The 21,441-nt window shown below is 53.7% G+C and carries 21 protein-coding genes; 6 read left to right on the top strand and 15 right to left on the bottom strand.

Going from position 1 to position 21,441, the window contains the following annotated elements; genetic code table 11:
* Window positions 1-15: 15 nt before the first annotated feature.
* The 3 genes from ACG0Z5_RS01590 to ACG0Z5_RS01580 form a co-directional block, all read right to left on the bottom strand.
* Window positions 16-306 carry a HigA family addiction module antitoxin gene (locus ACG0Z5_RS01590; protein ID WP_394444998.1) on the bottom strand — a complete coding sequence of 97 codons (291 nt, stop codon included), beginning with the start codon at window positions 304-306 and terminating at the stop codon, window positions 16-18.
* A complete protein-coding gene (locus tag ACG0Z5_RS01585) occupies window positions 306-584 on the bottom strand; it encodes a type II toxin-antitoxin system RelE/ParE family toxin (protein ID WP_394444997.1) in 279 nt (92 codons plus the stop codon). The genes ACG0Z5_RS01590 and ACG0Z5_RS01585 overlap by 1 nt, the downstream gene beginning before the upstream one ends.
* A gap of 212 nt (window positions 585-796) precedes the next feature.
* Window positions 797-1,999: an NAD(P)/FAD-dependent oxidoreductase gene (locus ACG0Z5_RS01580; protein ID WP_394444996.1), complete on the bottom strand. Its 1,203-nt coding sequence runs from the start codon at window positions 1,997-1,999 to the stop codon at window positions 797-799.
* A gap of 130 nt (window positions 2,000-2,129) precedes the next feature.
* Between ACG0Z5_RS01580 and ACG0Z5_RS01575 the strand changes: the two genes are divergently transcribed.
* Window positions 2,130-2,651, top strand: coding sequence for an RrF2 family transcriptional regulator (locus tag ACG0Z5_RS01575; protein ID WP_394444995.1), 522 nt, complete (start codon window positions 2,130-2,132; stop codon window positions 2,649-2,651).
* On the opposite strand, the gene ACG0Z5_RS01570 is transcribed toward ACG0Z5_RS01575, so the two are convergent.
* From ACG0Z5_RS01570 to sra, 9 genes are all read right to left on the bottom strand, one after another.
* Window positions 2,644-3,576 carry a LysR family transcriptional regulator gene (locus ACG0Z5_RS01570; protein ID WP_394444994.1) on the bottom strand — a complete coding sequence of 311 codons (933 nt, stop codon included), beginning with the start codon at window positions 3,574-3,576 and terminating at the stop codon, window positions 2,644-2,646. The genes ACG0Z5_RS01575 and ACG0Z5_RS01570 overlap by 8 nt on opposite strands.
* A gap of 91 nt (window positions 3,577-3,667) precedes the next feature.
* A complete protein-coding gene (locus tag ACG0Z5_RS01565; protein WP_394444993.1) occupies window positions 3,668-4,240 on the bottom strand; it encodes a hypothetical protein in 573 nt (190 codons plus the stop codon).
* Window positions 4,237-6,651 (bottom strand): fimbrial biogenesis usher protein, encoded by a 2,415-nt coding sequence (locus tag ACG0Z5_RS01560; RefSeq protein WP_394444992.1) that lies wholly within the window; start codon window positions 6,649-6,651, stop codon window positions 4,237-4,239. Before ACG0Z5_RS01560 ends, ACG0Z5_RS01565 begins: the two co-directional genes overlap by 4 nt.
* A gap of 36 nt (window positions 6,652-6,687) precedes the next feature.
* Window positions 6,688-7,389: a fimbria/pilus chaperone family protein gene (locus tag ACG0Z5_RS01555; protein WP_394444991.1), complete on the bottom strand. Its 702-nt coding sequence runs from the start codon at window positions 7,387-7,389 to the stop codon at window positions 6,688-6,690.
* A 211-nt stretch (window positions 7,390-7,600) separates the two neighbouring features.
* On the bottom strand, window positions 7,601-8,284 hold the full coding sequence (locus ACG0Z5_RS01550; RefSeq protein WP_394444990.1) for a DUF1120 domain-containing protein: 684 nt from the start codon (window positions 8,282-8,284) through the stop codon (window positions 7,601-7,603).
* 250 nt (window positions 8,285-8,534) lie between these two features.
* Window positions 8,535-9,545, bottom strand: coding sequence for an alcohol dehydrogenase AdhP (gene adhP, locus ACG0Z5_RS01545; protein ID WP_319630302.1), 1,011 nt, complete (start codon window positions 9,543-9,545; stop codon window positions 8,535-8,537).
* 226 nt (window positions 9,546-9,771) lie between these two features.
* The gene (locus ACG0Z5_RS01540) at window positions 9,772-11,484 is read right to left on the bottom strand and encodes an ABC-F family ATP-binding cassette domain-containing protein (RefSeq protein ID WP_394444989.1); all 1,713 of its coding nucleotides are present in this window, start codon (window positions 11,482-11,484) and stop codon (window positions 9,772-9,774) included.
* Window positions 11,485-11,802: 318 nt separating this feature from the next.
* The gene (locus tag ACG0Z5_RS01535; RefSeq protein WP_394444988.1) at window positions 11,803-13,500 is read right to left on the bottom strand and encodes an NAD-dependent malic enzyme; all 1,698 of its coding nucleotides are present in this window, start codon (window positions 13,498-13,500) and stop codon (window positions 11,803-11,805) included.
* A gap of 196 nt (window positions 13,501-13,696) precedes the next feature.
* Complete coding sequence (gene sra / locus ACG0Z5_RS01530; protein ID WP_319630305.1) at window positions 13,697-13,837, bottom strand: stationary-phase-induced ribosome-associated protein; 141 nt, start codon at window positions 13,835-13,837, stop codon at window positions 13,697-13,699.
* 352 nt (window positions 13,838-14,189) lie between these two features.
* On the opposite strand from sra, the gene ACG0Z5_RS01525 reads away from it, so the two are divergent.
* A complete protein-coding gene (locus ACG0Z5_RS01525; protein ID WP_394444987.1) occupies window positions 14,190-14,618 on the top strand; it encodes an OsmC family protein in 429 nt (142 codons plus the stop codon).
* A gap of 35 nt (window positions 14,619-14,653) precedes the next feature.
* Here ACG0Z5_RS01525 and ACG0Z5_RS01520 read toward each other — a convergent pair whose 3' ends face one another.
* Complete coding sequence (locus ACG0Z5_RS01520; protein WP_394444986.1) at window positions 14,654-16,078, bottom strand: MFS transporter; 1,425 nt, start codon at window positions 16,076-16,078, stop codon at window positions 14,654-14,656.
* Window positions 16,079-16,207: 129 nt separating this feature from the next.
* Here ACG0Z5_RS01520 and ACG0Z5_RS01515 point away from each other — a divergent pair, with 129 nt between their 5' ends.
* From ACG0Z5_RS01515 to ACG0Z5_RS01505, 3 genes are all read left to right on the top strand, one after another.
* Window positions 16,208-17,122, top strand: coding sequence for a LysR family transcriptional regulator (locus ACG0Z5_RS01515; protein ID WP_394444985.1), 915 nt, complete (start codon window positions 16,208-16,210; stop codon window positions 17,120-17,122).
* A 190-nt stretch (window positions 17,123-17,312) separates the two neighbouring features.
* On the top strand, window positions 17,313-18,113 hold the full coding sequence (locus ACG0Z5_RS01510; protein WP_394444984.1) for a MipA/OmpV family protein: 801 nt from the start codon (window positions 17,313-17,315) through the stop codon (window positions 18,111-18,113).
* Window positions 18,114-18,157: 44 nt separating this feature from the next.
* Window positions 18,158-19,126, top strand: coding sequence for a hypothetical protein (locus ACG0Z5_RS01505; RefSeq protein ID WP_394444983.1), 969 nt, complete (start codon window positions 18,158-18,160; stop codon window positions 19,124-19,126).
* A gap of 38 nt (window positions 19,127-19,164) precedes the next feature.
* Here the strand turns inward: ACG0Z5_RS01505 and ACG0Z5_RS01500 are convergent, their stop codons facing one another.
* Both ACG0Z5_RS01500 and ACG0Z5_RS01495 read right to left on the bottom strand, forming a co-directional pair.
* Window positions 19,165-20,469 carry a glycoside hydrolase family 10 protein gene (locus tag ACG0Z5_RS01500; RefSeq protein WP_394444982.1) on the bottom strand — a complete coding sequence of 435 codons (1,305 nt, stop codon included), beginning with the start codon at window positions 20,467-20,469 and terminating at the stop codon, window positions 19,165-19,167.
* A 133-nt stretch (window positions 20,470-20,602) separates the two neighbouring features.
* Window positions 20,603-20,941 (bottom strand): ProQ/FINO family protein, encoded by a 339-nt coding sequence (locus tag ACG0Z5_RS01495; RefSeq protein WP_394444981.1) that lies wholly within the window; start codon window positions 20,939-20,941, stop codon window positions 20,603-20,605.
* A gap of 205 nt (window positions 20,942-21,146) precedes the next feature.
* On the opposite strand from ACG0Z5_RS01495, the gene ACG0Z5_RS01490 reads away from it, so the two are divergent.
* On the top strand, window positions 21,147-21,431 hold the full coding sequence (locus tag ACG0Z5_RS01490) for a VF530 family DNA-binding protein (protein ID WP_394444980.1): 285 nt from the start codon (window positions 21,147-21,149) through the stop codon (window positions 21,429-21,431).
* The last annotated feature ends 10 nt before the right edge of the window (window positions 21,432-21,441 follow it).

The raw sequence follows: 21,441 nt of genomic DNA, 5'->3' as shown, positions 1-21,441 counted from the left end.
CGAGCGGCGCCATTTTTACACTTTCTTGAACGACAGTTTCTGCAGGTGCGACACGTCCACCCGGCTCTCAGCCACGGCCAGGCTCCAGTTGGTCTGCAAATTCATCCACACCTCGGCAGAACTGCCGATCACCACCGAAAGTTTGATGGCCATCTCGGGCGTAAGCGCCGCTTTTCCTGTGAGCAAACGGCTGGCGGTGGAGGGGGCGATGTTCATCGCGCGGGCGAATTCGCGCAGGCTGACGTTCAGTTCATCCAGTGATTCCTGAATGATGTCGCCAGGACAGGAAGGGGCTGCCATTTTCATCAGTGATAATCCTCATAATTGAGTAAATGGGCATTGCCGTTGATAAACTCAAAGGTCAAACGCCAGTTTCCTGAAACCGTTATCGCCCAGACACCCTCACGATCGCCGCTCAATGCAGGTAAGCGGTAACCCGGCAGATTAAGCTCTGTCGCTTTTGAAGCAATATCAAGAACCGTTAGCCGGTTGCGTAACCGTTTCGCGTGCTGGGGCATTACACCCGTAGTGTCGTTGTAAAAGAACAGGTTGCGTAATCCCTTGTGGCGGAAACTCATGATCATCAGTCCCTCTCCCGTTCCTTCTTGAGGAACAGCATATACTGTGTTGCGCATTACGCAACGGATATTTTTTCGTCATGTAAGATGGCGAAGGTGATTTTGCAGGGGAAAGGGAAAACAACAAGCAGAACGCAGCCAATGCCCGAGCATCGCCGCAAAAAGACAACGGGTTCGGTATGAAACCGGACCCGTTCTATCACAGGGAAGGGTTGCGGTTACACAAATTTCGCCAGCGGATCGGCGGCAGCGAAGGCGATGTCACGGTCGGCTTTAGGTGGGTAGATAAGCTCATTGGTGATCGCTATTTTTAGCTTTTTGGCGTCTTCACGTACGAGTTTCACCTGCTGATCCCAGCCTTCGGTATAGACCGCGCCCCATGCGCCGAGATCAAGACAGGTGACGTAATTCTGCTGGCGATAGGGTAAACCTTCCACCCCAAGCAGGCTGGCGGCGGCATTGTGTCCGGCGAATTTACCCAACTGAATGGCGTGCTGGCAGGTCATCAGCGCCGTATTGCCGAGATCATCGGTTTTGGCATGCGCCATGTCGCCGGTGGCGTAGATGTGACTGTAACCCGGGATTTGCAACTCAGGAGAGACGACGAAGCGGCCAAGCGCGTCGCGATCTGCGGTCAGGTTTTCACCCAGCGGGCTGGCTTTCACACCTGCGGTCCACACCACGGTGGCGGCGTTAATTCGGCTGCCATCCTGAAGGGTTACGCCTTCGGCATTCACCATTTCAATCCCCGCATTCAGACGCCATTCGATGCCCAGTTCGTCTGATGCATCACGAATAATGTTCCGCAGCGCTTCACTGTATCGGCCGCCTATCACCGGACCTCTCTCAACTACGACTACTTTTGTCTTTGAATGATGTCCAAACAGCGTCTTCAGGCGAGAGGGCAGTTCCGTCGCCAGCTCAATGCCGGTAAATCCACCCCCGCAGACGACTACCGTATTACGGGCCGCGCTCTCTGGCTGATTTGCCAGGTCATTGAGGTGTTCCTCAAGACGGCGAGCGGTGTCCAGTTGGTCAATATCAAAACCATGCTCGGCAATGCCTTTGATTCCGAAGTGATGCAGCTGGCTGCCGCTCGCCATGATCAGCTTACCGTAAGGAATAAAGGTCGAGTCAGAATGCGGCGTTTTGTACCAGACCCCGTTCTCAGCAGCATCAATCCGCTCGGCGTGACCGGCGATGAAACGGATATCCAGTTCAGCAAACAGCGGCTGCAGATCGGCAGTGGTCGTGGTGACATTCGCTTCATAAAAACGCGGTCTGACGCGCAGTTCCGGCTGCGGGGCCAGCACGGCGATTTCCACCGCATCGTTGTTTTGCAGATGCGCCAGACGGGCTGCACTCACCGCCGCCCACATGCCAGCAAACCCGCTGCCGATAATAAGAATACGTTGTTTCATTTTTCTGTCCTTCTGATTTACAGGCCGTTCCGCCTCGATAACTGAGACTATACTTGTCGGAGTTAACTCCGACAAGATCTTTCTGAGTATCTGAGTTATCATCCCGGCAGGAACAGAAAAGGAGTACAGAATGGCGTTTTACAGTTCTGGGGTGGAATACGGTATTCACAGCCTGATGAGCATGGTTGATGCGAACGGTAACGCGCGTGAAATGAGCGTGCGCGAGTTGGCAGAGCTGCAAAATGTGCCGTATGACTATCTCGCGAAAATATTTACTCGTTTATCCCGGGCTGGGCTGGTGGTGAGCACCGAAGGCAAGGGCGGGGGATTTCGACTGGCGAGGGCCAGTGAGCTGATTAGCGTGCTGGATATCGTTCACGCTATAGACGGGCAAAAGTCGATGTTCGAGTGTCGCGAGATTCGCCAGCGGCTGGCATTATTTGAAGAAACGCCGCCTGCCTGGGTCTGCGAGGGACCTTGCGGCGTGCGTTCAGTGATGGACAGTGCGCAGCAGCGGATGGAGGAGGAGCTTGGTCGTCATACCATCCTCGATCTGGCGCGCAAGATGTTCCGTAAAGCGCCTGAGTCTTTCACTATTGAAGTCAAAGAATGGATTCATGATCGTCGGAACAAAGCCCCAAAAATTACGTAAATTCTTCCACCATTCGATCAACAATATTTTTCATCAGTGAATTTTTTAACGAAAATTTATTGTAAACCATATAAACAGGCACGGCGGGAATGCTGATGTCTGTTTCCACAATACAAATATCGAAGGTTTCTGAAAACATCTCGGCCAGGTTCCGCGACACGACGCCTATGGTATCTGAGGCACTGACCATAGCGATAATCGAAAAAGTGGATCCCGAGCGAAAGCGAATATCACGAATAGCATTAATGCGGGTGTTTATTTCATCCTGAATATTTGCAACGGAAAATTTATTGCTATTCACGATTGTGAATTGTTCCTTCGACAATTGATCTGAGGAAACAAACCCGCTGACGCGAGGGTGATTTTTAGCGCGAATAAAGACCAATTCTTCTTCGTAAAGCAGGTGAGAAACTCGCGAGTGCATATTATGCGGCTGAAGATCAAAAATAATATCTGCTTTGCGAAAGGTTAGCGCCTTGTCGGTAGTTTCTTCCTGATTATCATCCGGAGTATGCAGGATTTTACATTGGGGTGAAATTTCCGCGACGATTCGCACCAGTGGTTTGAATATAAATAAGGATAAATAGGGGGGGCAAATGATATTTAATTGAGATTGCGCCACGGTTGGGGAGAGGGATTGCAGCTGCGTTAACACGTCTTCAAAGCTACTGGCGATACTGCTGTGTACGTTCTCTGCAAAAGCCGTGGACTCAAGTCTCGATCCATTGCGGACAAACAGGGGATCATCAAAATGGGTGCGTAACCGGTTCAATCCCTGACTCACCGCGGAGGCAGTGACATCCATCACGTCAGCCGCTTTTGCCACACTTTTATGGCGGTAGACCAGCTCAAATAAGGTGATGAGATTTAAATCTAATTTTGCAATGTTTCCCGGCTGCCCAGTCAGACTTTGTCGTTTAGTCAAGAGATTAATTTCCTTTTCAAATACTGAGTGCCAAATAGTTTATTTATTAGCGATAATTATAGCCTATTCAGAATTTTTTAGAGAAAATAAATCAGTTATCCATTACAGCTAAAGCTAAATCACTACTCAGTGTTTGTCGATCTGATGCCTTGAATTCACTCTCTTTGACGTACGGCGTAACCGTCAGCGTAAAATTCATTTGTTGCCCCTCAACGGCTCGATTGCCGGAGGTCGCGATAATTCCCTGATGGTTATAAATGGGTTGAATATCTGCCACACTGTCAAAATTCGTCAGGCTACCAGGGTGAACTATTTTAGTGACCGCGTACTGTTTTCCATCGAGGGAGAGTTGGCTAACTTTCAGGCTTAAGCCGCTTTGCTGTCCGAACTTAAAACGGCCTTTATCGCCTGCACTTCCCGCAAAGAAGACGGCAATGGTGCGTTCGGTGGGGCAAAAAACGCTGACGTTCACATCCACGTCCTGCATTTGATTCCAGCCCTGAGCCGATTTTATCGCCTCGCTTTTATTGAGCATATGTAGATCAAGCAGCGGCTGAGAAAGGGTAATTTGGCAGGAGTCATCAGCCTGGCAATTACCCATAAAGACGAGCATACAGGCACCAAGAACGTGGGCTGTGATAGTGGTTCGCGAGAGTTTTTTCATTGGCATTGGCCTTGGGTGACTTCATAAAATGCGTCTTTATCTTGCTTGTCCGCCATTTTCCAGTGGATCTGACACTGACGTTGACCGTTATCGTCAATGACGAACAGAGTCGATACATCGTCAGCTTCACTGAGAAATACCTGGCCATCATCGACGGCGGTGACGATGTACTGACCTTTATCATCAACAACGGTGCTGCCTTTCTTGAGCAATGCGCCGTCGGCGTTTCTAACCTGAATCATTACGCGTCGTGAGTTCAGCACCTTGAACCCCAGTTTACTGACGGAGCCATGTCCGGCGGCGACTACTTTTGTGCCGTTAGCCAGATCCATGCTCTGCGGCAGGCTATTGGCGTTTATCTCGACGCGAGCGTTGCGGTACAACGGCATTCCCGGAACGACCGCCTGACCCCAGGCATCTGTCCAGACGTTGCCTTGAGGGGTTGCGATTTCAATTCCACTCACCGGTTCACTCAGGTGGGCAATGGCAAAGGTGTCTTTAACCGCATAGGGTGAAAACGTGAGGCCATTATCATGTGCCACCATGCCGCCACTGAGGGTCATATTGTAATTGCGCTGATGATTAGACCCCGAACCGGCACCAACGTTAAGCTGGGTATAGTGCAGATTGGTGTTCACGCTGCCGTTAAAGCTGTCGCTGTTATCTTCCAGATTATGGTCCGCAGAAATTGAATACGCGGTGTTCTGCGAAATTGAACCGCTGGTACTGACGCCTGCTGTTCTGTCATCGCCTTGTTGGCGGTAATGGGTGCTGATGCTTTGTTCGCCAATCGGAATGCTCATCGTGACATAGAGTAAATCTTCGTCCTTTTGCTCAGGATCGCTGCTGCCAACCTGGCTTTGCCAGTTCACCTGAACGGTCGCATATTTAAACGTTTTTCCCCACGATGCGCTGACATAGCGTGAGTCCGTGTCGGCGTCTTTGCCTTTGTTCAGGCTATAACTGAGTGCGAATACGCCAAGCGCAGACCGATCCCAGCTGACCGACGCGTTGTAGCTGCTCTGATAGCTGGTGTAGTCATCATTTAACGCATCGGTGAGTTCACGGTAATCATCGCTATATTTTGCCGCTGAGAGAGAAACTGATACCGATTTGACGGGCGAGTAGCTGGTCGATATCTCGCTCTTCGTGCCACGGGTGGCGTCGCCAAAGGTTTCTCTGCTGGCGAGTACGCTACCGCTGAATGACAGGTTCTCAAAGGGCAGGTAGTTGAGTTCGGAACCCATGGCCTGATAATCGGCCGCCGCCACGCCTGATGCCGTCAGGGTAAAGTTCGGGCTGAGTCGCCATCCGTCGGAAAGGTTAGCCACCAGCGGATGGTCGTAATCGCTATCGACATCCCGGACCTGTCCAAATGAGACGGATAATCCCTGTGGGCGCGCCAGACGGGTTGCGCGCAGCGTCGATGAGGGGATGACAAACTGACTCGATGAACCGTCAGTTTCGACTACTGTTACGTCCAAATCGGTATTGGTACGCACTACCGGGACGCTATCCAGCACAAAAGGCCCGGCGGGAACCAGCGTGGAATAGATCAGTTGGCCCGTCTGGCGGACTTCAACCCGCGCCTGCGGGCTGCGGGCAATACCCCGCACGGTTACACCCGAATCTCCGGCAATCAGTGCGCTGGCAGGCGTTAGCTGAACACCGTTGATCGGCGCCCCGCTGAACAAACCCGACACCGCATTGACCTGGCCTGCCTGCAACTGCAGTTTCTGGTCAACAAAAGTGTGCGCAACGTAGGTGAACAGGCTATTGGCGGAAACCGTATCATCATTGTCGGTGATGAGATAACTGCTGCGCAGCAGCCAGTCGGCGATATTTACCCCGCCGTCGAGAGAGAGCTGGCGATAATCAGAACTGCCGCCTGCATACTGGTTATGAACTCCGAACACATTGTAGTTCAGCACACCTGCGGTACCGCCATGTTGCACATTGGCTGGCATTGAATTCAGGCTGTTGTTAAGCGCTTCCTGTGGCACGACCAGAAGCAGGCTCTCATTGTTGGGCAATGGCGTGATGGTGACATTCGGGAAATTGATGCGGTAATCATGACATGCCTGCGGACCAGGATCGGCGATGGGCTGCAGGCCAGCGGCAGAAAGAAAATCATTGTCTACACATAGCTCGCCTTCAGGTCCAAAGCGTACGGCCAATGTGCCTTTGTCTTTACCATTCACTTTTAAAGAAACTGAATGGGTGCCCGGCAGATATTTTGCCTCTTTGGCAAAATAGGTGTTCACACTGCTGTCCACGCCACGGAGCTTAAGAATATCGCTGTCGAAGGTATAGTCCTGGGCTGAGACTGTTGTGCTGAAAATAATAATGGTCAGTAGCAGGATTTTATTCAGCACGCGGTTCCCACAAAGCAGGGCAGGTAACGTCTTCATTGTGGGTTCCGATCGGTCAATGGCTGGTATCAAACGTTACTGGTTTAGCGGGGCTGTGAAACTCGGCACATCAATTCCGTAGCGGCTGGCAGGAATAAACTGCAGTTGACTGTCGTTCCCCGCTGTTTTATTGAGTTTGGCCGACAGGGTTTCACCTGGCAGAATGTAGGTTTTTGCCAGTATGCCATTCGTCCCTGAAGGCAGCGTTTTGACGTTCTGCGCCAGACGGACTACATAAGGGCTCGGGTTTTTCACCGTAACGGTGGTGCCCGCCGCGGACCATTTCAGTAATTTCCATGCATCTTTCACCACGGGCAGGCCTTTAGGGTGAATCAGCACGGGAATATCCTGACGCAGGTTAAAACCAATCTTCATTTTTTTGGACGGGTCTTTCGGCGGGATCCCTTCAAAGACAACGCGTTTTAAATGTTCTGTCGTCAATGGTTTATCGCTACGCAGGATAAAGCGCAGCTGCTGTATCTGGCCCGGCTCAACGCGGACTACCGGCTGGGTCACCATCAGGTGAATGCCTTGATCATCAGGCAGGTCGGTAATGGTGGTGTAGAGCAAATTGGGATGGGAATCGGTGTTGGTCAAATTCATTGTGCCGCCCATATCGGCTTCTTCAATCATCAGTAAAGACGTTTCTGGCACGATGCCAGCGGCTTTCACTGATACGGTGTACAGGGCGGCACCTAATAAAGGTAGGGAGATGATCAATGCGCGCTTTAAAAACATATTCAGTAGATCCTTGCATCATGCCCCAATATTGGGCGAGTGGTTGGTTACTGAAGCGCGGGGTGTCGCTTCAGATTGGCGATAAAAAATGCTGGGTGGTTTTATCGATACGTAGAAATGCTCGCCAATCCTTGCGGTAATATCGAAAGCACTCATGTCGATGAGTGCTTTAATAAATAAAAAATGTTATCTGTTTGCTAAAAAATAATAATTACAGGTAAACCAGACTGATTGTTGCCTGACCATCTAATGGGGTGTTGTCAGTAATACCCAGATTGGTTGTCGAGTCGATAGCTGCGGTGACCAGAAGAGGGAACACGGCTTCGGTGAAGGCGATAGGAACGATAGTACCGGTGTCCGCAACGGTAAATTTGCGCCCAAAACCGGACCGGCCATCCAGTGTTATCCCTGCAGTCGAGTTGATCCATTCTTCAGCATTGAGCTCCTGATCGATGGTCGCTTTGCTGCCTGCTTCGGTGGTGACAAGTGCGGTATCGACGGCAATGGAATACGCCCCAATATTCACGCCTTCAGCCGTCTTACCCAGTCCGTATTGGCCTGATGTCTCAGGAATGTCACGCCCGTCTGCACCGCCGCCGACGATATTGATATTCTTCAGGGAATCCTGACGATCGTCCATGGTAGTGAAAGCAACTTTCGTCGGGTTATCGCAATTAATACTCAGGGTGAGGGTTTTCTGACCCAACTGGTTAATTGTTGATGCCGAAAGCGTACTCAGTTCGATGATACCGAAATCCACTTCGCCGCCATTGCTCAGCGTAGGTGTACAGACGCCAGTGGTGAGCGTTCCCTTCACTTTAAGTGTTGCGGTGTCTGCGGCAAAAGCAGAAGACACGCATGCAGCCAGAACGGTGGCCAGCACAATTTTTTTCATTGGATACCTTGATTATTAATATTAAGTTAATAATGTTGATGGCTGCTGTAAAACTCAGCAAATAAAATCAAAAAAGAATATTAATTCTTCGCGTATTATCGCAACTATTCGCTTAAAGGAAATTAGGAGGGCTAACAGACTCCATTAGTTAACCTTAGGCGTTAACTAACGTATTAATAGATTATGTTTTTAATCTGTTTTTAGGATTAAATCCGGGCAAGGCTGCCCGGACGTTGAGACGAAATGAAACTTAATGACGCAGGTCGATAACCATACGACCGCGAATCTGCCCTTGTTCCATCTCTTTGAAGATAGCGTTGATGTCCCCGAGTGGACGCATCGTCACTTTCGGCACCACTTTACCTTCGGCGGCGAACTGGAACGCTTCAATCAGGTCCTGACGGGTGCCAACCAACGAGCCTACTACCTGAATGCCATCCAGCACCAGACGCGGAATATCAAGGCTCATTGATTCTGGCGGCAGGCCCACGGCCACTACACGACCACCGGCCCGTACCGCATCGACAGCGGAGTTAAACGCTGCTTTTGCTACTGCGGTCACCACCGCGGCATGCGCGCCACCGGTTTTTTCCTGCACAATTTTCGCCGCATCTTCGCTACGAGAGTTGATGGTTAAATCGGCCCCCATCTCTGCGGCCAATTTTAACTGTTCATCATTTACGTCGAGTGCGATAACTTTAGCGTTAAACACGTTTTTGGCATATTGCATCGCCAGGTTTCCGAGGCCGCCAAGGCCGTAAATGGCAATCCATTGGCCCGGTTTGATGCCGGAGATTTTCACCGCTTTATAGGTGGTCACGCCTGCACAAGTGATGCTGCTGGCGGCGGCGGATTCCAGGCCGTCAGGCACTTTGACCGCGTAATCCGCAACCACGATACACTCTTCGGCCATACCGCCGTCGACGGAGTAGCCTGCGTTTTTCACCGCGCGGCACAGCGTTTCGTTGCCGCTATTACAGTATTCACAATGCCCACAGCCTTCGAAGAACCACGCCACGCTGGCACGGTCACCGGGTTTCAGCGAGGTCACGCCGGGGCCGACTTCTTTGACGACACCGATACCTTCATGTCCCAGAATGACGCCGGTTTTGTCACCGAAATCGCCATTTTTAACGTGCAGGTCGGTGTGACAGACCCCACAGCATTCCATTTTCAATAACGCTTCGCCGTGTTTCAGCGGACGAAGTGTTTTTTCAGTGACGTTAACCTGATGGTCCTGGGTAACTACTGCAGCCTTCATAGATCTCTCCTTTTAGTGATGAAAATCTGCGATGCAGGCACGGCGTGATAAGGTACGTCGTTACTCCTTTAGAGTTAAAGCTTTCTGCGAAATTAGCAAGGGAGCTGTAACATAAAGTAATAATTCTACAGGAAATGGTAGTTATCCCTGCGGGAAAATCCATTAGATTCAGTTATGAATGTCTGTTGTTAGAGATAAAAAAGGCACCCGAAGGTGCCTGAAAGGACTACAGGGTTTCAATTAGCGCGTTGAGCCGGCGTATCTCCTTTTGCCATTGCGCCTGTAAATGCGGCTTCTGGTGTTTAGGTTTGCGGGCGATATCGTCCGCCAGCAGCGTTTCCAGTGCGATCAACTGCTCCAGCACGTCGTCCTGAGTCTGGACGGTCGATCCCGTCCGCGCGGGTGTCGTGGGCTTGGTACTCGCAGGCTCGCGCAAGCGCTCCCATGCGGCATCAGCATCGTGCCACTCTTCCAGCACCCCGTTTTCAATCAACCAGAAGCGATTACAGCTCTGCTGCATCAGATGTCGGTCGTGGCTCACCAGCAACACGCCACCGGCGAAGGTTTGCAGTGTTTCAGCCAGCGTTTCTTTGCCTTCCATGTCGAGGTGGTTGGTCGGTTCATCGAGCATCAACAGGCTGTAACGCGCCAGGGTCAGGCCGATGAACAGTAGCCGCGACCGTTCCCCTCCACTGAGAGAGTCGACGCGTTGGCCGTGCCGACTCCACGCAAATCCGGCGCTGATAAGTGCCATTTTTCGCTCTTCCGGAGCAGGGGCGAACGGTTCCAGAGCGTCAAACAATGTGGCCTCATCGGCTAACTGATGCAGCGTTTGGTCGTAATATCCCAATTCGACGCGCGGATGGATTTTCAGTCCTTCGGCTAACGCGTTTTGCCGATATTGCTGCCAGATAAGCCGTAGCAGCGAGGATTTCCCGCAGCCGTTGCGGCCAATCACCGCCACCCGGTCACCGCTTTTAAGTCGTGCCATAGGGATGTTGAAGAGCGGTGCCACGCCTTCAGCCGGTGACACGGACAGATTTTCCAGCTCCAGCAAACGGTCAGCCCGAAGCATGTCGCCTTGCAGCTGCAAACGCCACTGACTCCCGGCGGTGACGTCGGTCTGGCTCTCTTTCAGCCGTTCAACCTGTTTCTCCATCTGTTTGGCTTTTCGTGACAAATCTTCGTTGTCATACACATGCCCCCAGACGGCAAGCCGTTTGGCACTGGCGGTGACCCGGTCGATTTCCTTCTGTTCGGCTTTGAAACGCTGCGCATCGCTTTCGTCCTGTGCCGACAGCGCCTGACGGGCGGCGCTACAGGGTAGGGAGAAGCTATGTAACTTGCGGTCACGCAGGATCCAACTGGTATTGGTCACGTTGTCGAGCAACTGCTGGTCGTGCGAGACCACGATAAAGCTCCCGTTCCAGCCGTTGAGGAAACGCTCCAGCCAAAGCAGCGTCGGCAGGTCCAGATGGTTACCGGGTTCATCCAGCAACAGCAGGTCCGGCGAAGTGATCAACGCCCGGGCCAGTAGCAGGCGGGTGTGTTGCCCCCCGCTCAGCGTGGCAGCGGTTAAGGTGATATCCGCCGGGCTAAAACCCATTTCCGCCAGTAGAGCTTCGGCTCGCCAGCACTGAACGTCGCGCTCCGCTGCGGGAAGGTTATTCAACACCGCCTCCAGCATCGTCAGCGGGCCGAGCGATTCCGGTAAGTGCTGTTCTACGCGGGAGAGCAGGCAGTGGCCGGCGACAGAAATCGTGCCAGAGGTGGGGGCCAGGGTGCCATCGAGCAGTTTTAACAGGGTACTTTTACCGCAGCCGTTATAACCGATAAGCCCGACGCGAGAGCCTTTCTGAAGGGTGAAAGAGAGATCGGAAAACAGCGGGCCGAAGGCCATTTCGCTGCACAGCGAGTGTGCACTTAATAATGTGGTCATAGAACTTACTCAAGTGTTACTGGCGTAAAGACGCCTCGTCAGATAACGCCGACGATAACCCGGTAAGCCCGAGGAAGGGATTCAGTCTTTGGTGTCTTCGCTCAAGCCGAAGTTATCGCAGCACGGTACGGATAACGCTTGAGCAGGTGCGATCGCCAAAAGTACGTGAAAAAGTAAACTTTTCACAATACAGCATGGGATCCTCCTTTTTGATATTCGATAGATTAATGGGTGGAATGAGAGTGCCCGACGGCGCTATGTTTTACAAGCCTACTATTTTCGGTAGGCCTGATCCACGTAACGCCCTCGGGGGCCTGCTTAGATAGAGGTCCGACGGTAGCTGCGGTATTCCGGCTGCCAGAAGTTATCTTCAATCGCCTGTTGCAGGGCTTCGGCAGAGGTTTTCACCGCCACGCCTTGCTGCTGCGCCATTTTACCGACGGCAAACGCAATGGCCCGCGATACGGTATGAATATCCTTCAGCTCCGGTAACACCAGGCCTTCACCGTTGTTGACCAGCGGCGAGTGCTTGGCCAACGTTTCACTGGCCGACATCAGCATCTCATCGGTAATGCGTGACGCGCCGGAGGCGATCACCCCCAGACCAATGCCCGGGAAGATGTAGGAGTTGTTGCACTGCGCAATCGGATAGGTTTTCTCTTTCCAGGTCACCGGGGCGAACGGACTCCCGGTAGCGACCAGCGCACAGCCTTCGGTCCAGGTGATGATGTCCTGCGGCGTAGCTTCAACGCGGGAGGTCGGGTTCGACAGCGGCATCACGATAGGGCGCGGGCAGTGCTTGTGCATTTCACGGATGATTTCTTCAGTGAAAAGCCCGGTCTGGCCCGAGACACCGATCAGAATATCCGGCTTCACATTACGCACTACGTCCAGCAGCGACAGGACATCTTCGCGGGTATCCCAGCCGCTGAGGCTGTCGCGCTTCTGCACCAGTTTGTTCTGGAACGGCAGCAGGTTGGGCATCTGGTCGGTGAGCAGGCCAAAGCGGTCAACCATAAACACGCGCGCTCGCGCCTGTTCTTCGCTCAGGCCTTCACGCTGGATTTGCGCCACGATTTGCTCGGCTATCCCGCAGCCTGCGGAACCTGCGCCGAGGAACACAATTTTCTGCTCACTCAGCTGGCTGCCCGCTGCATGGCTGGCGGCAATCAGCGTACCCACAGTCACTGCGGCAGTGCCCTGAATGTCATCGTTAAAGGAGCAAATCTCATCCCGATAGCGGTTCAACAGCGGCATCGCATTTTTCTGCGCGAAGTCTTCAAACTGCAACAGCACGTTTGGCCAGCGCTGTTTCACTGCCTGAATAAAATCATCAACAAACTGATAATACTCGTCGTCGGTGATACGTGGATGACGCCAGCCCATGTACAGCGGATCGTTGAGCAACTGCTGATTGTTGGTGCCCACATCGAGCACCACCGGCAGGGTATACGCCGGGCTGATGCCGCCACAGGCGGTGTAGAGCGATAACTTACCGATAGGGATCCCCATCCCGCCGATGCCCTGGTCGCCAAGGCCGAGAATGCGCTCGCCGTCGGTCACCACAATCACTTTGATGTTGTGATTAGGCACGTTTTGCAGGATATCGTCCATGTTGTGCCGGTTTTCGTAGGAGATGAACACCCCGCGCGAGCGACGGTAGATCTCAGAGAAACGCTCACAGGCGGCACCCACGGTCGGGGTATAAATAACGGGCATCATCTCGTCGAGGTGATTTTCGACCAGACGGTAGAAGAGGGTTTCGTTGGTATCCTGGATATTGCGCAGGTAAATGTGTTTATCGATTTCAGTCTTGAAGCCCTGGTATTGGATCCAGGCGCGCTCGGCCTGTTCTTCGATCGTTTCCACAACCGCAGGCAGGAGGCCTAACAGATTGAAATTGCGACGTTCCTCGAGGCTGAATGCGCTGCCTTTGTTGAGAAGAGGAAACTCCAGTAAAACGGGACCTGCATAGGGGATATAAAGAGAACGGTTGTTTTTATGGTTGATTAACATCTCACTGATCCTTTGTCATCACTGCCTGCCCGGACATGCGTAGCGGGTAGGGCTGGCGGGTACTTCGGCGCGGCAAAGTATAAAGCAAGTGTTAATAAAAAGGGGAATAGCGTCAGTTCATTAACTAAAAAAAAACACCATCGCTGGCTCACGATGGTGTCGGTCTTTATCGAAAAAACGGCTCAATCGCCTGGAATTACTCGGTGCGGCGTTTACGGCCAGTTGCGTGGGAATGGTTTACCTGAGTTTCCGAATCGCCTTCGATAAGGACTTTTTTCTGGTTGGATAGCTTGTAGTTCAAGCCAAGGATATGACGTGCCTGACGGTTCGATTTCATGCTGACTCCTTAATCCTGTGAATGGTTTCAAGGTCAATCCCGGTTTACCGGGCGAAATTTACCCCTTAGCGCAGACAAGACGACTGCCTGCGTGATTGATACTTGACCATTGCGCGCAAAATAGCAACACCAGTCGGCGCTTTCAGGAACTCTCTGACATTTAGCCTCTGTATTTAACCCTTTGTGCGACAAGCGTCACATTGTCAGCTCCATGGGCTAAGCTTGTTGACCAGGCACGCAACGATTGGGGATTCCGCACCGCTCCGCTGGTTCCGGGCCATGAAATTGTCGGCCCCGACGCTGTGAAGCACGTGTTCTATACTTGTTAGTCCAATGGAAAAAGGAGTAAACGATGACAATCCACAAGAAAGGTCAGGCACACTGGGAAGGCGATCTGAAACGCGGTAAAGGCACCGTTTCCACCGAAAGCGGGGCGCTTGAGAAGCAACCGTACGGCTTCAACACCCGTTTCGAAGGCGCAAAAGGCACCAATCCAGAAGAGCTGATTGCTGCGGCGCACGCCTCCTGCTTCTCAATGGCGCTGTCGCTGATGCTGAGCGAAGCCGGATTTACCGCCACCTCGATTGACACCGAAGCCACCGTGTCGCTGGATAAAGTCGACGCTGGGTTTGCGATTACTAAAGTGGCGCTGCAAAGCAAAATTGCGCTCCCGGATATCGACCCAGGCACCTTTGATGAAATTATCCAGAAAGCCAAAGCGGGCTGCCCGGTGTCTCAGGTTCTGAAAGCCGAGATAACCCTCGATTACAAACTCAACTGATCCTTTGAACGCCCGGCGGCGCAAGCTTGCCGGGTCTACAGGATTGTTTTTTTATGCCTGCTCAGGCGACTCAGACTCAGCAAGATAGCCAACCCGGATGCGGCGACAGCGACCCATAAACTCATTCTTACCGCCTGTTCCTCCAGCGCGACGCGGGGTGAGGATGCCATTACCGCCAATAATACTCCCACTAACGCCGCGCCCAGGCATTGCCCGAAGGTACGCATGATCGCCAGCACGCCTGAGGCATACCCGCTGTATTCCCTCGCCACATTCGACAGCATTTCCCGATTATTCGGGCTCTGAAAACAACCGAATCCCACGCCGCACACCAGACTGCGCAAGCCAATATCCCAGGCTGCCGCGTGCGCGGGCAACGTTGCCAGCAATGCCAGCCCAACCACAAACACCAGCAGGCCCATCGAAGAAATCACTGATGGGGCGTATTTATCAGCCAGTCTTCCAGCGTGTGGCGCAATCAGAACAATGCCGAGCGGCCAGGGGGTAAACAACAGCGCTGAGGTAAACGCACTATAGCCGTACACGCTCTGGAAGAGAAATGGCAGGGCGACAAAGGTGATGCCCTGGCTGATAAACGATGCCAGTGAGGTTAACGCCGCGAGGGAAAAGCGTCGGGAACCAAACATCACCGGCGGCAGCAGGGGGTGTTCGGCCTGACGAATGAGCCACACGAAAGCCACGCCGCTCAGCAGCGCCAGTACGCCCCAGCCCATTACCGTGGCGTCTAGCGCATGGCTGGACGCATGCGGATCGGCGAAACCGTTGGCAGCCATAATTAACGCGCCGAGCAGGGTAGCGGAAAGAACTGCGCCGGGCGCATCAAAGCGCTGTCTATTTAGCATCGGTTTTTGCGGAATGGCTTTAATGGCCAGCCCCAGCGCCACCAGGCCTGGCAGGACGTTAATCGCAAACAGCCACTGCCAGCTCAACGTGCCAAGCAGTGTGCCGCCCAGCACAGGAGCAAGGGCGGTACTGGCCGCAATCAGCAGCGCGTTCAGACCAAGAATGCGGCCCAGCAGGCGGCCCGGAAATACCGAGCGTAATATCGCCGGGGCGATGCTCAGCGTGGCAGCCCCGCCGACGCCCTGCAATATCCGCATCACGATCAGCATCTCAGCGGAAGACGACATCGCGCAGCCCAGCGAGGTCAATGTGAACAGGCTCAGGCCGAAAATAAACACCGGGCGAAAGCCAAAGCGGGTCGCCAGCGCGGCGAAAATGGCCAGCGTCATGGCGGCAGACAGCAGATACCCGTTAGCAAACCAGACCGCGAGCGGGGCGGCAACCTGTAGGGATTGTGCCATCTGAGGCAGGGCAATATTGACCATCGACCCGTCGAATACGGCCATCAGAGTGGAGGTCATCACGGCGGCCATCGCCAGAGCGCGTTCACGCCCGGGTAATCCTTCATCTCCGGGTTTATCAGAAAAGAGTTCCATTATTTTTGTCTCGTCAGGGGAAATTTGATGAGGCAACTTTATGCGTAATCGAAAACAGGCGGAAGACGCAGCATTGTTACTGTATAGTTGCATCAAACGCCTTATCTGCGCTTTCAGGGAAATATTTTGATGACCGATCCCGATTTTAATCTGCTGATTGCCCTCGATGCGCTACTGACCGAGGTGAGCGTCGCCGGAGCCGCTCGCCGCCTGAATTTAAGTACCTCAGCAATGAGCCGCACGTTAGGTCGTTTACGCGAAGTCACTGGCGACCCGCTGCTGGTACGCGCCGGACGAGTCATGGTGTTGACGCCCTATGCCCAGGCGAGTCGCGACCGGGCGCGCAACGCGGTGCTGGAGGTAAGGGCGGTCCTGCAACCCTCATCCGTTGAACTGAACCTTGCTCAACTTGAGAGAAGATTCACGTTGCGCACCAACGATGGGTTTGTCGATGCGTTTGGCCCAGCGCTGATTGCCGCCGTGGCGAAGGTCGCGCCGCAGGTGTGTCTGCGCTTTATGCCGAAGCCGGAGAAAAATACCCGCTATCTGCGTGAAGGACTGGTGGATTTAGAGATTGGCGTACAGAGCAATATGGGGCCGGAAATTCGGCTCCAGACCCTGTTTCGCGATCGCTATGTCGGGGTGGTGCGCAAGGACCATCCGCTGGCAGCGGCAGAATCGGTCGAGGTGAAGGACTATCTTCACTGGGGGCATGTGGTGGCTTCCCGGCGCGGTCAACCGCATGGCCCGGTTGATGAAGCCCTGGCCACGTTAGGGCTGACGCGAAAAATTGTCAGTATCGTCCCGGGTTTTCCTTCGGCGCTGGCGGTGGCCCAGGCATCCGATCTTATCGCGCTCATTCCTGCCTCATTTCTTCAGCCGCAACACCACTTGCACACGTTTGAACTGCCGTTTAAAACCCGGCCTATCATCATCTCGCAAATGTGGCACCCGCGTATGGAGGTCGATCCGGCTCATCGCTGGCTGCGACAAACGGTATTGACGGTCTGCCAGCAGCGCTATCCAGGAGAGTTATCAGCCTGATTCGCAAAGTGTCTGGCGTTGTGCCAGGCTCTTTTCATCGCGAAGCGCACGGCTTCGTTTCATCATGATTAAGACGATCCTGCCGTGAAGTTTTTGGTTTTGTGTCGGGATACGTCTACATTAATCGGTTGATAAATTTAAGCATTCAATTATTGCGCTATGAAAGCCAACAGCACGTTCAGGAATAATAATGACATTTAACCGCAATGCCGCGGCTGCGCTTAGCGCGCTATGGCTTTTCAGTTCGTTTGCCTGCGCCGAAGTGGATCTCGGCTCGATGGATATTCTGGCCCGAGACAATCCGAACAGCCCGGTACCCAAGGGTTTTGTCGTCGGTGCCGCCACGCTGGGCGGCCAGGCACGCTATAAAGACCAGGATAACAGCACGTACTTTATTCCCGGCGGGCTTTATTTCGGCGATAACCTGATGTATCTCGGCGATCGTGCACGCTACTACTTCCATCTGGATGATAACGTGGCGCTGTATGGATACGGCCGCTATCGCTTTGGCAATCTTGACCCGGATGACGCGGGTTCGCTGCACGGGATGCATAAGCGTAAAGGTGAACTTGAAGCCGGGGTCGGCGGGACGATCATCACCCCGTATGCGCTGTTTTCCGCCCGTTTTGCCTCGGATGTCACCGGGCGCAGTAACGGCCAGGAATTGCTGCTATGGGCTGATTTCCCGATCGTTCGCGATAATCTGTTGGTCATGCCGGGTATGGGCGTGATGATTCGCAGCGATAAAATGGCGAACTACTATTTTGGCGGCGTCTCGTCAGACGAAGCCACGCCGCAGCGCGAAGCGTGGGACACCGGAACCACGGTCTCTCCGATGGCGGCGGTTATTACCAGCTACCGTTTCAGCCCGCACTGGATGGGGCTGTTCGCCGCTAACTACGAACTGTACGACAAAGACATTGCCGACAGCCCGATAGTGCAGCATAAAGGGGAGTTTTATGTCATTGCCGGGGTGGGCTATACCTGGTAGGGCATAAACACGGGGAGTTTGTTTTGCGGGAGGTGTGAATACCGATGACTGTATTGTTCCCGGAACGTCGTTTCCTGCCGCAGACGATTTGTCTTTGCGCCGCGTTTTACGTCGCCTGTAGCGATGCCGCGGCGGACGGGAGCCGTATCAAACAGCGTGCGGATGCGGTTCTCTCCTTAATGAGCTATTCGGTATTCCCCGACGTCACCGCCAGCGACCTGAATATTAATAACGGCAGCGGCGAGAGTAACGACCTGTCGATGACGCAGTTCGGCGGCGGGGCGACGCTCAGCGACAGCGTTCCGATTTATCTCGAAGGCGCGATGGGCTACAGCCGCTACGATCCGCATTTTGTCTTTTCTAATGGCACCGAAACCCGAAGCATTCCCACCAAATGGAACAGTCTGACCGCCACTGGCGGCATCGGCTGGGATTTTAAACTGCATACCGATCGCTGGGGCGGAAATCTGGTGCTGCGCCCGATAGCCAATTTTATGCTCGGGACAATGGCCAGCGATGTACGGATTGGCAGCTTTGTGGTTGAGCAACGCCGCGATGCCGATTTCAAGTTCCTGGATGGCGGCAGGCTCAACGCCTACGGGCTGGGCGGGTCACTGATGCTGGACTATGAGCTGATTTCCACCCCGCAGGATATTGACGTCGAGCTGCGCTATTCAGCGATGAATCTGCAGACGTTTGGCAGCACCTCAGAGGGGGTAAAGGGCGAGGCAAATGCTGAAAACCTCGGCCTTTACCTGCGTCGTCGTGCGCCTTTGTTTGACTGGACGCTGCTGCAAAGCCCGGTGCGCTACGTACTGGAAGGCGCGCATACCGCATATCTCGGCGAACAGCGCGGCCAACTGGGCTTCAATAGCCTGAGCTCCGTCGGGCTGGGCCTGGAACTCGACAGCAGTAAATATCCAGTGTTTATCACCCGCACCCGGCTGGTGGCGCGTTATATGTTCGGCGAAAACACCAGCGGGTACGGCATCGGCCTGGCGATGAGTTTCTGATTTTTTTCAGCAATATTTCATGCCCCGGATAACGCCAATCAACTGCCCCAACGGTTTCGCAGGTAGTTCACCGCCTGCTGCGTCTGTGGCTGATTCAGGTTATTTTCACGGAACAGAATGGTGCCCTGAATTTCCGGTAGCGAGTCATTTAAATCGAGCTGCTTTTTCAGTTCCGGCACGCCGCCCTGAACGGTCCAGTCGGGCTCATTACGCGACGGCTCACCCACCTTATACAGCGCCACGCCGATATACAGCCGCGTATGCGTCGGTTTCACCACGTTTGCCCACCATTTTGCCAGCACATCATAGCGGGCGGCATCCCGGGCGAATGGCCAGTAAACCTGCGGCGCAATGTAATCGAGTAACCCTTTTTGCACCCACAGGCGGGTGTCAGCATAAGATTCGTCATAGGCGGCAGCACCTCGGGTGTCTGAGCCTGACGGATCGTGCGACCGGTTACGCCACACGCCCGCCGGACTGACGCCAAACTGCACGTTCGGATTTAGCTGTTTAATGGTGCGCGAGACTTGAGTAATCAACTGCTCGGTATTATGGCGTCGCCAGTCAGCTTTCGACGCAAACCCCTGGCCGTAGGTGCGGAACGTCTGGCTGTCATTCAGGGTGGAGCCGGGCGTTTCGGTATAGAAATAGTCGTCGAACTGCACGCCGTCGACCGGATAACGCGCTACCACTTCCGCGACGATACTGGTGATCCAGTCTCGTGCTTCCGGCAGACCCGGGTCGAGCACGTAGCGGTCGCTGGAAACACGGATCCAGTCGCGATGCGCGACATACACACTGGACGGATGCAGGGATTGGGTACGATTCAGTTCGGCCACCGTACTCGGTTTGATATTGGTGGTGACGCGATACGGGTTAAACCAGGCGTGGACTTTCATTCCACGTTTATGGGCTTCATCGAGCATAAACTGCAGCGGATCGTAGCCCGGATCTTCGCCCACTTTTCCGGTCAGCATATCGGACCATGGCAAAATTTTTGACGGCCAAAGGGCAGTGCCATCCGGTTTAACCTGGAAGAAGACGGTATTCACACCCAGGCGTTGCAGGTTATCCAGCTTATCGGTCAGCGCTTTCTTTTGCAGGCTGGCACGGGTAGCAGGATTGCTGACGTTAACCGAAGAGACCGGCGGCCAGTCGAGGCGCGACACGGTGGTAAGCCACACGCCGCGTACCGGGCGGTTATCATCCGGTTTATTCGGCAGTGGATGTTTTGCTACCGGCGGCAGCGGGGTCACGAGCGACTTAGGTGGTTTTGAGCCACAGCTGGCGAGCAGCAGCGCACTGGCAATCAGGGCGCTGGTCCAGGTCACTCGGGCAATCATGGGGTGGATTCGTGAGCTGATAATCATATCCCTGTCTTATTCAGGCCTTCACATTAGCGAAACTCATTCTCGTATGATTCGCCAGGGGGAGCAACCGGGAAAGCGGGTCGCCGCATCAAAAGGCATTCAGGGTTTAAGTTTGTTCCGAAGGCGCAGCGGTCTGCGGGTAGTTTGGGTTATTATTCAACCAGTTCAATGCCATAGCGCGCTGTTCGTCGGTGATCACGCCGTCGGGTTTGCCGTCGATCCCGTAGCGCTGGCTTTCACTGGCGAGCGCCAGCTGATAGGGAATGGTGCGGGTATAACGCTTCAGGGCTTTGCCAATTTCAACCCCCGGGAAATCAATGTCGCGCCTCGCAGCATCGGCAATCAGATCCTTCATGATGCCGACTTTAAGCGGCCTGGGCGGTTGCTGCGCAAAGAGCAACGGCCAACTCTCACGCAGCATAACGGCGCGTTGGTTTTTATCCACTGTGGTGCCCCATCGGTATTGGTCTTTTCGATGAGTATAAAACAAAGCGGTAACTGGTGTAGTGGACGGGCAGGGGCAAATATTGGGGGGTATTCAGGCTATTGATTATGCTGGATAGACAGCAGCAGCGTATTTTACGAATGTTGCAGAAGGCTTTTACAGCCAGTATGGTGTGCGCAATTTCACAGATATCGCAGGAAAAATCATGACCACTCAGCCCTCAAAAGATCCACTCCACGGCGTCACTCTCGAAGCCTTGTTGACTGCGCTGGTGGCCAAATACGGCTGGGTGGGGCTGGCGAAGCACGTCAAGATTAACTGTTTCAAAAGCGATCCGAGTATTAAGTCGAGCCTCAAGTTCCTGCGCCGTACCCCGTGGGCACGCAAAGAGGTTGAAGATTTGTACATTGATTCACTGGAAGACATAGAGCAAGCCGACGCCGCCGACAATCCGTGGGCCAACTGGCAGGGCAAAAAGAGCGAGGATTAAGTCCCGCTCT

It is taken from the genome of Scandinavium sp. M-37 (genome assembly GCF_043558715.1).
Taxonomy (GTDB): Bacteria; Pseudomonadota; Gammaproteobacteria; order Enterobacterales; family Enterobacteriaceae; genus Scandinavium; species Scandinavium vulneris_A.
This window is presented reverse-complemented; position numbering and strand designations above follow the sequence as displayed.